The following is a 9,203-nucleotide window of genomic DNA, read 5'->3' as shown; positions in this document are numbered from 1 at the left end:
CCAAAAATTCCAACTTGGCTGTCCATTTTTCCAACTTGGAGTCCAAATTTTCCAACTGAGCATCTGCTCAACAGAATTTCCAGTATAAAAACACTTGAACATTCTCAATTTACTGCAATATAAATGCATTTTCTTTATTTTTGTGGAAATTTTTAAAAAACATTTGAAAAGACACTTATAAATGTCTTAAATAAAGCGAGCTTATTCTCAATTTCTAATGAGGATAGGCTTCTCTATATTATAAAGTAGAAGTGTTCACCAATTTCATTTCCATATTTTATCTATTCCAACTTGGAACGTGATTTTTCCAACTTGGAGTCCCAAAATTCCAACTTGGCTGCTCATTTTTCCAACTTGGAGTCCAAATTTTCCAACTGAGCATCTGCTCAATAGAATTTCCAATATAAAAACACTTGAACATTATCAATTTACTGCAATATAAATGTATTTTCTTCATTTTTTGTGGAAATTTCTAAAAAACATTTGAAAAGACACCTATAATTGTCTTTATAATATACAAACCAACCCGGAATCCCGTGGCGAAACAGTGTGTAATTAAAAAACTAGCGATTCTATCCTCAATAATTCGAGGAAATGATCGCTAGTTTATCACTGCACTGTATTGTATTAGTTGTCATCCATATGGCTAAGGCAGAATCAGTGTAGGCGTGGTAGCCGAATCGAGAAGCAAGACAGTGATTTTCTGCCTGGATTCTCGTGGGAGGCATCCACAAAGCGCTAAAGTGGGTATTATAGAGAAAACTTTATCCTGTCTATACTGGTCAAGACTTTTTTAGTGGGCTCGGCGCCCGCCCGCCTGTTTCTGCATGGCAACGCTAGCTTCGAAACATGAAAGAACGTTGCTACGGAAATCACCACCATTACTAGTTCCATAAGCAAAGAAATAGCTTCCTTGGTCTTTTTTCCCTTACTTATTGATCTAACAGTCATTGTTATGGCACGGTTATCTTAATTTAATCGTAGCGTTTCAATCATTTCTACTCCATCGACCATTTTTGTAGAGAATGCAATGTTATCGTCTTTTTTAATCTTGTCAAAGTCCCCAGGTGCATTTTCTATAATTTCATAAGTCTTTTCTACTCCTTCAAACTCGATAATGACAGATTTTTGATTAGCTCCTGCAAACCCTTTAAATACTCCATCCACTTGAGTAGTTAAATTAATAGCTGCCATGTCACTCTCTTTAAGTTCATCATTTCCACTAACCGTTGATTCTTCGTTGCATGCACTTAGTGTTAAGACTAGTAAGCCAATTGCAATGTATCTCACCAATGATTTCATTTTAGAAAAACCTCCTTTAAGTTATAGACGACTTTGGGTGACGACAGTTACACCTCAATACATGTTTTGTGATACAATTTTTTTGTAAGAAGTCTAAATTGTGAGCTGATATTTTATGGTAAATCCTACTTATGCAATCGTAGATATTGAAACAACAGGTCATTCACCTGCAAAAGGGGATCGAATGATTCAATTTGCTGTTGTTTTCGTCCGAGATTGGAAAATACAATCAACCTTTTCAACCTTTATACAACCCGAAAAGAAAATTCCTTTCTTTATACAAGACTTAACAAATATTTCCGATAAAGATGTCAAGCAAGCACCTATTTTTGAAGATGTCGCAACAGAAATCTATAACATGTTAGAAGATTGTATATTTGTTGCACATAATACGAATTTTGATTTGTCTTTTATTCAAGAAGAATTTAAACGAATTGGTTTTCCAAATTGGAAAGGAAAAAAAATAGATACAGTAGAATTATCTCGTTTGTTATTTCCAACCTCTTATAGCTATAAATTACAAGATATCACTTTAGACCGTGGCATCGAGCTTACGAACGCACATCGTGCAGACGATGATGCATACGCTACAGCGGAGTTGTTCATTGAATGTATGAAAGAAATTGAAAAACTTCCAATTCAAACATTGGAACATATACATAAACGATCGTTCCATTTGAAATATGACATCTCTTCACTGTTTTTTGCAGCACTTCAGAAAAAAAGAATGCAGGTAATAGAAGAGAATTTAGATTTCTATAAAGGGATTGCCCTACGCCAAAAAAAAATTCAAGGTCCACCTGTTGAATCGTCAACATTCTATCCTGAAACCAAGAATCATAAACGATTGTTTTTATCCGAAGGGTTAAAAGATTTTAAAGAGCGTAATGGACAATTTCAAATGATGGATGCCATTTGGCAAACCTTACAAACTAATAATGAACTAGCAATTGAAGCATCAACGGGGTTAGGCAAGACACTTAGTTATTTAATACCAAGCTATTTCTATGCAAAACAAAAAGGGAAGAAAGTTTTAATTAGCACCTATACTTCTCACTTAATGGAACAGTTGCATGACGTTGAGATTCCGAAACTAGAAGCAATTGTGAAGAGTAAAGTGAATGTTGCCATCTTAAAAGGGGTTAGTCATTATATTGATTTGCATCGATTTGAAGAGTTATTACGTGGTGTAGATGAATCTTCTGATGATACATTTGCTATATGCCAATTGTTAGTGTGGCTAACTAGGACTGAGACAGGGGATATTGGTGAACTAAATGTGTCGAGTGGTGGTCAGTTATTTCTGGATAAAGTTCGAAAAAATGCATTCTCGATAAAAACCTCTGAAGTGAATGTCCATGATTTTCATTCATATGCATTGGCTCAAAGCTATCATGCAGATATACTCATTACCAATCATGCAATGCTATTTACCGATAAAAACCGTTTAGAGCCCCTCTTAACAAACGAAATCACTTCGGTCGTTATAGATGAAGCTCACCAATTTGTTAGAGCTGCAAATGCACGTGAAGAGCGTATTTTCTCGTTTACACAGTGGAAATATGTTTTCGGACAATTAGGGACACGTGACCAAGGACAATTAACCTCATCTTTTGCAAATGTCTTAAAGCACCATGGAATTGAAGTGGATGGATCATTTCAAGAATTAGATCGAGTATATACGCGATGTTCCGACAGGTTTGATGAAGCCATCCAATCACTTGTAAAAAATGTACAAAAAACAAGTTCAGCCAGATCACACTCCAAACAAACGATTTTACTTGAAGATTTAACACTTGATTATGATCTATTAGACGAAGTTTACCAAAACCTTCAAAAATGGGTGACGATTGCACAAAAATTGCTTGGAAGATTGGAAAAAAGTCAAGTTGATTCAACACATGCTGAAAAATTAATAACAGCAGAATGGCTGTATTGGTTGAATGAAATAAAAATTAAAACAGGAGAATGGGTTGATATTTTTCTTTCTTCTAGACATGATTATTCTGTGTGGATTGAACTTGATCGAAGAAGTATTCCTGGCAGCCTTCATGTGTATAAAAAGCCAATTGATAGTACACATGCGGTAAACGAGATATTTAATGGACTGCGGGGAAATGTTGGAATTATTTGGACGTCTGGTACATTAGCCGTCCCGGGGAATAGCCGATTTATTGTAAACCAACTTGGACTACCTGAAAGCGTACAAATTAAAACCTTCTCTGCACCAAAAGATTTTTATCAAGGGGCTAACTTAGTTATTGTGGATGACATGCCAGATATTCAACATGTGTCACAGTCTGATTTTATTGATGCCGTTGCAGACGCAGTCATTCAAACTGTGCTAGTAACTGAAGGCAGATGTTTTGTATTATTTACATCACAAGACATGTTGAGAAAAACGGTTGATTTAATACAAGACACAGGATTACTTGAAGGTTATATGTTATTTGCCCAAGGTATGACTTCAGGTAGTAGGATGAAGTTGTTAAAATCATTCCAACGTTTTAGTAAGTCTGTATTATTTGGCACTAATAGTTTTTGGGAGGGTGTCGATGTACCTGGTGATGCATTATCTGCAGTGGTCATGGTACGATTGCCATTTTCGTCTCCAGATGATCCTGTATTTAAAACACAGGCAGAACGTTTAAGAAAGCAAGGAATCAATTCATTTTCATCTTTAGCACTACCGGAGGCAATTCTCAGATTTCGCCAAGGTTTCGGTCGTTTAATTCGTTCTTCAACAGATCGTGGGGTTTTCATTGTGCTTGATCGTCGAATCGAATCCAAGTCATATGGAAAAGAATTTATTCGCGCTTTACCGGATATACCTTTGAAGAAACTATCGTTAGAAGATATGGTTTTAGACCTTGAACATTGGTATAATGAGAAAGCATAAGTGAGAAAGTAGGTTTTCAAATGGAAAGTAAAATTGAAATAATTTCAACAGTTACGGTTGACTACCAATCAGACTTGTATAAACTTGTGGACGCTTTAAATCGCAATCTAAAAGATAGAGATTTAATGTTCGGTCTTGCACTTGAAAGTGACAATCAAGAGAAAGCCGTTTTCACAATATATAAAACGTAAGGTGCATACATGAAAAAATGGATAATTTTTATAAGTGTATTTACGGTTTCCCTGTGTTTATTTCTAAGCGTGTTTGTTCTATGGAAAGCAGGACAACCTTTTTCAGCTGAACAAGCAAAAGCTGAACAACTAGCGCTACAAGAGGATAAGTTAGCAGAAGTGAATGATTCAGAAGTATATAGTGGATCAAACATATATATTACCGTAATTGGAAAAGATCAAAGTGGGGAAGAAAAAGCTGTTTTCATTCCTGATAATCTCGATGATCTAAATATTGAAGAAGTGTTACTTAAAAAGGGTATTTCAAAAATACAGGCTATAGAAACCGTAGAAAAAGAATTTAAAGTAAAAAAAGTGTTACATACTAAACTTGGTTGGGAAGAGAACAATGCCGTTTGGGAAATCACTTTTTTAAGTCAAAATAATAAGTTGAATTACGTTTACTTATTTTTTGAAAACGGAACTTGGTGGAAACGTATTTTGAATTTGTAAGGGGGATTATCGATGAAACCGCAATTAGCTAATCGTGTTTACACGTTAACACCATCAACAACTCTTGCCATAACTGCAAAAGCAAAAGAGTTAAAAGAACAGGGCATTGATGTAATTGGTCTTGGAGCGGGAGAACCTGATTACAATACCCCTCAAAACATATTAGATGCTGCATTGCAGTCCATGAATGATGGCTACACAAAATATACACCTGCTGGTGGGTTACCAGCATTAAAGAAGGCAATTGCTGACAAGTTGCTAAGAGATCAAAAATTAAGTTACCAACCCTCTGAAATTTTGATTGGTATTGGTGCAAAACACGTACTATATACTTTTTTCCAAGTCTTTTTAAATGAACTAGATGAGGTTATCATTCCCATACCGTATTGGGTGAGTTATCCTGAACAAGTAAAACTTGCTGGAGGGGTTCCTGTATACATTGAAGGAACTGCTGAACAACAATATAAAATTTCAGCTCAACAAATTAAAAATGCAATTACAGATAAAACACGCGCCATTATTATAAATTCACCAAGCAATCCTTCTGGCATGCTTTATTCTGAGGTTGAATTAAAAGAAATTGCAGATGTATGTAAAGAAGCTGATATTTGGATTATTTCAGACGAGATATATGAAAAATTAGTATACGGAGATGCACAACATATATCGATTGCACAAGTTTCAGAGGATGCAAAAGAGCGCACAATGATAATCAATGGAGTATCTAAATCTCACTCCATGACTGGCTGGCGTATAGGCTTTGCAGCTGGAAATAAACAGGTAGTTAAAGCCATGACCGATTTAGCAAGTCACTCTACTTCGAATCCTGTGACAACATCTCAATATGCTGCCATCGAAGCATATAACGGTCCTCAGGATACGGTTGAAGAAATGAGAGCAGCATTCGAATCACGATTAGAAATTATCTTCCCAAAAGTTGTTGCAATCCCAGGTTTCAAAGTACTAAAGCCTCAAGGGGCATTTTATTTATTACCAGATGTATCTGAAACAGCACGCAAAACAGGTTATGATTCTGTGGATGCTTTTGTAGACGCATTACTTACCGAAGCTAATGTTGCAGTAATACCGGGTTCTGGTTTCGGATCTCCATCAACGATTCGATTATCATATGCAACATCACTTGATTTACTCGAAACAGCTGTAGCACGTATAGATTCATTTGTACGATCAAAATGGCAAGAAGAATTGCTGTAAATTCTGGAGGAACTTATGAAAAAAATTATGATTCAAGATATGCATAAACACGTGGGTGAAACAGTCAAAATAGGATCTTGGTTAGCGAACAAACGATCAAGCGGGAAAATTGCATTCTTGCAACTTCGTGATGGTTCAGGATTTGTTCAAGGAGTGGTTGTAAAAGCAGAAGTATCAGAAGAATTATTTGTTAAAGCAAAGACAATGACTCAAGAAACATCCATGTATATAGTCGGAGAAGTAGTGAAAGACGAGCGCTCAACGTTTGGTTTCGAACTTCAAATAAAAGATATCGAAATTATTCATGAAGCCATTGATTTCCCGATTACTCCTAAAGAACATGGTACTGAATTTTTAATGGACAACCGTCATTTATGGCTACGTTCTAGAAAACAACATGCAATCATGAAAATTCGTAATGAAGTAATTCGTGCTACATATGAGTTTTTCAACGACAATGGGTATGCTAAAATTGATCCACCCATTTTAACAGGCTCTGCACCTGAAGGAACGTCTGAATTGTTTCAAACTAAATACTTTGATGAAGATGCTTATCTTTCTCAATCAGGTCAGCTTTATATGGAAGCGGCTGCAATGGCCTTCGGAAAAGTATTTTCATTTGGTCCAACTTTCCGTGCAGAAAAGTCCAAAACACGTCGCCATTTAATAGAGTTTTGGATGATAGAACCGGAGATGGCATTTGTTGAGTTTGAAGAAAGCTTGGAAGTACAAGAACAATTCGTTTCTTATGTCGTTCAATCAGTTTTAAAGAACTGTAAGTTAGAACTAGAACGATTGGAACGTGACGTCACGAAACTAGAGCATATTCAAGCGCCATTCCCACGTATTTCTTATGATGATGCTATCGTATTCTTAAATGAAAACGGATTTGATGACATTAAGTGGGGGGATGATTTTGGTGCTCCGCATGAAACAGCAATTGCAGAACATTATGCAAAACCAGTATTTATCACGCACTACCCTATTGGGATTAAACCGTTTTACATGCAACCTCACCCAGACCGTGAAGATGTAGTACTGTGCGCGGATTTAATTGCTCCAGAAGGGTACGGCGAAATTATTGGAGGATCACAGCGTGTTCACGATTATGATTTATTAAAACAACGTTTAGCTGAACACAATCTAGATGAAAACACTTACTCCTGGTATTTAGAACTTCGTAAACAAGGTTCAGTACCACATTCAGGATTTGGTTTAGGATTAGAACGTACTGTAGCATGGATTAGTGGTGCAGAACACGTTCGAGAAGCAATTCCATTCCCAAGACTATTAAACCGTCTATACCCATAAGCCAGGCGAGCGGGAAACATCATTTAAACCCAACAAATACGCTGAGGATGAAAGGCAAATATATCGTCTTTTTGACCCAGTAAAGAGCCGCGAGCTGACTTTAGGAGTAAGACATTAGTTAAACTAAAAGTAAGTAAATATATTTTTAAAAGGAGAGTTCAGGTATGCACCAACAACAACCAGATCGACTCCGCACGTGGATAGAGCAGGGAAATGTAACCATTTCCCAGCTCTTTTTTGAACATTATAAAAAGTGTGATATACAAGATGACGAAGCATTGCTTATCCTTCACATGTTGGCTTTTATTGAAAAGGGTAATCATTTTCCGACTCCTGATGATTTGGGTGAGCGTTCACATTTCTCCCATTATTCAATTAGCCAACATATGCAAAGACTTTTTCAAAAAGGGTACTTATCAATTACTCAAAGATATGATGAAAAAGGTGTTCTCTTTGAAGCTTATTCTTTCCATGGATTATGGGATCGTTTAATTGACCTGATATTATCTGAAAAAACAACTGAAAATGATAAGACTCAAAAAGAACAAGAAGGCGATATTTTCAAGATGTTTGAACAAGAATTTGGACGTTTTCTTTCTCCAATGGAAAATGAAACAATTGCTATGTGGTTTGATCAAGATCAACAATCACCAGAACTCATTCGTGCGGCATTAAAAGAAGCTGTTATTGCTCAAAAAATGAGCTTACGTTATATTGATCGTATCTTATTTGAGTGGAAAAAGAAAAATGTTAAGACAATTAAAGACGTTGAAAAACAAGCTAGCCAATTTAGAACCGTACCAGAAAGAACAACGACAACACAACCACAAAGTAACAAAAATAAAGTACCTTTTTATAATTGGTTAGAAGAACGAGAATAGGGAAGTGAGTATATGCTAACAAAAGGTCAATGGGAGTACTGTTTATCAGAAATGGATAGAATGTTCCCAGATGCTCATTGTGAGCTAGTTCACAGTAATCCATTTGAACTAACAATTGCTACTTTATTGTCAGCACAATGTACAGATGTGCTGGTAAATAAAGTAACGCCAGGTTTATTTGCAAAATATAAAGAACCTCAAGATTATTTAAACGTTCCATTAGAAGAACTTCAAGATGATATAAGGTCTATTGGATTATTTCGCAATAAAGCCAAAAACATACAAGCGTTAAGTCGTATGGTAATAGAGCAATTTGATGGAGAAATTCCTGCAAATCGTGATTTATTAACAACACTGCCTGGGGTAGGTCGAAAAACAGCTAATGTTGTTGTCTCTGTCGCGTTTGATATTCCAGCACTAGCAGTTGATACGCATGTAGAACGTGTTTCTAAACGATTAGGCCTTTGTCGTTGGAAAGATTCCGTACTACAAGTCGAACAGACAATTATGAAAAAGACACCAATGGACAATTGGTCTCGAACACATCATCAACTCATTTTCTTTGGCCGCTATCATTGCAAAGCACAAAAGCCACAATGTCCTGTTTGTCCTCTTTTATCATTATGTAGAGAAGGAAAAAAACGCATGAATAAAGAGTTAGTAACCAGCTAACAATAATATAATCAAAAAACAAACAAAAGAGGGCTGTCCCACAAGTCATAGAAAATGACTCTAAGGGCAGCCCTCTTTTTATATACAAAAATGAGACTGTCGATTTCCGTTACAGGCGGACGCTTTCCGCGGGCGGTCCGTGAGTCTCCTCAGGCCAACAGGGTGTTGGTCACGAAGGCGTTGCCTCGCGTTGAGGCGTTCTTAGCCTTTGTTCCATTGTGTGCTCCTGCGGGGTCTCAC

Annotated in this window: 8 protein-coding genes; 7 read left to right on the top strand and 1 reads right to left on the bottom strand. The window is 36.5% G+C overall.

The features are described from left to right. Positions 1-969: 969 nt before the first annotated feature. Positions 970-1,302, bottom strand: a complete 333-nt coding sequence (locus tag B371_RS0103935; RefSeq protein WP_019413001.1) for a hypothetical protein — start codon at positions 1,300-1,302, stop codon at positions 970-972. 115 nt (positions 1,303-1,417) lie between these two features. Between B371_RS0103935 and dinG the strand changes: the two genes are divergently transcribed. From dinG to nth, 7 genes are all read left to right on the top strand, one after another. Further along, positions 1,418-4,201 carry an ATP-dependent DNA helicase DinG gene (gene dinG / locus B371_RS0103930; RefSeq protein ID WP_019413000.1) on the top strand — a complete coding sequence of 928 codons (2,784 nt, stop codon included), beginning with the start codon at positions 1,418-1,420 and terminating at the stop codon, positions 4,199-4,201. Positions 4,202-4,221: 20 nt separating this feature from the next. After that, positions 4,222-4,392, top strand: a complete 171-nt coding sequence (locus tag B371_RS22690) for a YpmA family protein (protein WP_019412999.1) — start codon at positions 4,222-4,224, stop codon at positions 4,390-4,392. A 9-nt stretch (positions 4,393-4,401) separates the two neighbouring features. Beyond that, positions 4,402-4,884 carry a DUF5590 domain-containing protein gene (locus tag B371_RS0103920; RefSeq protein ID WP_019412998.1) on the top strand — a complete coding sequence of 161 codons (483 nt, stop codon included), beginning with the start codon at positions 4,402-4,404 and terminating at the stop codon, positions 4,882-4,884. A 12-nt stretch (positions 4,885-4,896) separates the two neighbouring features. Next, a complete protein-coding gene (locus B371_RS0103915) occupies positions 4,897-6,099 on the top strand; it encodes a pyridoxal phosphate-dependent aminotransferase (protein ID WP_019412997.1) in 1,203 nt (400 codons plus the stop codon). 15 nt (positions 6,100-6,114) lie between these two features. Then, on the top strand, positions 6,115-7,410 hold the full coding sequence (asnS, locus tag B371_RS0103910) for an asparagine--tRNA ligase (RefSeq protein WP_019412996.1): 1,296 nt from the start codon (positions 6,115-6,117) through the stop codon (positions 7,408-7,410). Positions 7,411-7,574: 164 nt separating this feature from the next. Further along, positions 7,575-8,291: a DnaD domain-containing protein gene (locus B371_RS0103905; protein WP_019412995.1), complete on the top strand. Its 717-nt coding sequence runs from the start codon at positions 7,575-7,577 to the stop codon at positions 8,289-8,291. A gap of 12 nt (positions 8,292-8,303) precedes the next feature. Then, entirely contained in the window at positions 8,304-8,963 is a 660-nt protein-coding gene (gene nth / locus B371_RS0103900; RefSeq protein ID WP_019412994.1) for an endonuclease III, read from the top strand. Positions 8,964-9,203: the final 240 nt, after the last annotated feature.

Source organism: Paenisporosarcina sp. TG20, assembly GCF_000286315.1.
Lineage (GTDB): Bacteria > Bacillota > Bacilli > Bacillales_A > Planococcaceae > Paenisporosarcina.
Note: the sequence above shows the minus strand (reverse complement) of the source record. Positions and strands in the feature narration are given on the sequence as shown.